This window comes from Enterobacteriaceae endosymbiont of Macroplea appendiculata (genome assembly GCF_012571605.1).
In the GTDB taxonomy this organism is placed as follows: domain Bacteria; phylum Pseudomonadota; class Gammaproteobacteria; order Enterobacterales; family Enterobacteriaceae.
Genome location: NZ_CP046220.1, coordinates 1 through 2,222, shown reverse-complemented (window position 1 = coordinate 2,222; position 2,222 = coordinate 1). Strand labels below are relative to the sequence as shown.

At 39.9% G+C, this 2,222-nt stretch carries 1 protein-coding gene and 1 rRNA gene; both read right to left on the bottom strand.

All coding sequences use genetic code 11. The features are described from left to right. Positions 1-12: 12 nt before the first annotated feature. Positions 13-1,570: ribosomal RNA gene (locus tag GJT86_RS00010) — 16S ribosomal RNA — on the bottom strand. 172 nt (positions 1,571-1,742) lie between these two features. Next, positions 1,743-2,222 carry a transcription elongation factor GreA gene (gene greA / locus GJT86_RS00005; protein ID WP_168920268.1) on the bottom strand — a complete coding sequence of 160 codons (480 nt, stop codon included), beginning with the start codon at positions 2,220-2,222 and terminating at the stop codon, positions 1,743-1,745.

Sequence of the window (2,222 nt, the reverse complement as noted above, 5' to 3'; positions counted from 1 at the left end):
ATTAATTATATTAAAGGAGGTGATCCAACCACAGGTTCCCCTACGGTTACCTTGTTACGACTTCACCCCAGTCATGAATCACAAAGTGGTAAGCGTTCTCCTTTTATGGTTAAACAACTTACTTCTTTTACAACTCACTCCCATGGTGTGACGGGCGGTGTGTACAAGGCCCGGGAACGTATTCACCGTAGCATTCTGATCTACGATTACTAGCGATTCCGACTTCATAGAGTCGAGTTGCAGACTCCAATCCGAACTAAGATATATTTTATGAGATTCGCTTACTCTTACGAGGATGCTGCCCTTTGTATATACCATTGTAGCACGTGTGTAGCCCTGGTCGTAAGGGCCATGATGACTTGACGTCATCCCCACCTTCCTCCGGCTTATCACCAGCAGTCTCCTTTGAGTTCCCGGCCAAGCCGTTGGCAACAAAGGACAAGGGTTGCGCTCGTTGCGGGACTTAACCCAACATTTCACAACACGAGCTGACGACAGCCATGCAGCACCTGTCTCATGGTTCCCGAAGGCACTAAAATATCTCTATTAAATTCCATGGATGTCAAGACCAGGTAAGGTTCTTCGCGTTGCATCGAATTAAACCACATGCTCCACCGCTTGTGCGGGCCCCCGTCAATTCATTTGAGTTTTAACCTTGCGGTCGTACTCCCCAGGCGGTCGACTTAACGCGTTAGCTACGGAAGTTACGAGACAAGCTCACAACCTCCAAGTCGACATCGTTTACAGCAATGGACTACCAGGGTATCTAATCCTGTTTGCTCCCCATGCTTTCGCACCTGAGCGTCAGTATTCATCCAGGGAGTCGCCTTCGCCACCGGTATTCCTCCAGATATCTACGCATTTCACCGCTACACCTGGAATTCTACTCCCCTCTATGATACTCAAGTAAATTAGTTTCAAATGCAGTTCCTAAGTTAAGCTTAGGGATTTCACATCTGACTTAATAAACCGCCTACGTGCTCTTTACGCCCAGTAATTCCGATTAACGCTAGCACCCTCCGTATTACCGCGGCTGCTGGCACGGAGTTAGCCGGTGCTTCTTTTATAAGTAACGTCAACAGTAAAATATATTAGATTTTATTGCTTCTTCCTTATTGAAAGTACTTTACAACCCGAAGGCCTTCTTCATACACGCGGCATAGCTGCATCAGGCTTTCGCCCATTGTGCAATATTCCCCACTGCTGCCTCCCGTAGGAGTCTGGACCGTGTCTCAGTTCCAGTGTGGCTGATCATCCTCTCAGACCAGCTAGAGATCGTTGCCTAGGTAAGCTATTACCTTACCTACAAGCTAATCCCGTCTGGGTTCCTCTTACAGCATGAGGTCTTAAAAGATCCCCCACCTTTAATCTTGCGATATTATTTGGTATTAGCTATCGTTTCCAATAGTTATCCCAATCTATAAGGCAGATCCCCAGATATTACTCACCCGTTCGCCGCTCGCCGACAATAAAAAAAATTTACATAATTTCTATCTCGTTGCCGCACGACTTGCATGTGTTAGGCTTGCCGCCAGCGTTCAATCTGAGCCATGATCAAACTCTTCAATTAAAAACTCAAAATTTTTATACAATACTAAAATTCTATAAAATAGAATGCCCACATAAATTTTCTGATAAATTATTAAAGAACCTGCAATAACTTTTTATAAGATTATTGACTTAGAATTTATTATACTATTTTAGTTAATAAAGTCAAATTGTTTTTAGTATTTAGTTTAGAATTAAATATATTGGATATCTAATATTTTATACTTTATTACACCTCTTGGTGTTTGTACAAAAAGAATATCTTGTTTTTTTTTACCAATTAATGCTCTAGAAATTGGTGCATTAATGGAAATTAAATGGTCCTTTAAATTAGATTCGTCATCACCTACAATTTTATAAGTAATATTTTTATGCATTAAAAAATGATGTAATACAACAGTAGCACCAAAAATAACCTTATTATCATAAGTTATTTTTGTTATATCTATTATTTGCGACTGGGATAATTTAATTTCTATATCCTTTATCTGACCTTCACAAAAACTTTGTGTTTCACGTGCAGCCTTGTATTCAGCATTTTCTTTAAGATCGCCATGTTTTCTTGCTTCTTGTATAGCATTAATAATGTTTGGTCTCTCAATATTTTTTAATTGATATAATTTTGTTTGTAATTTTTTAAAACCTTGTAACGTCATAGGAATATATTTTTTCAT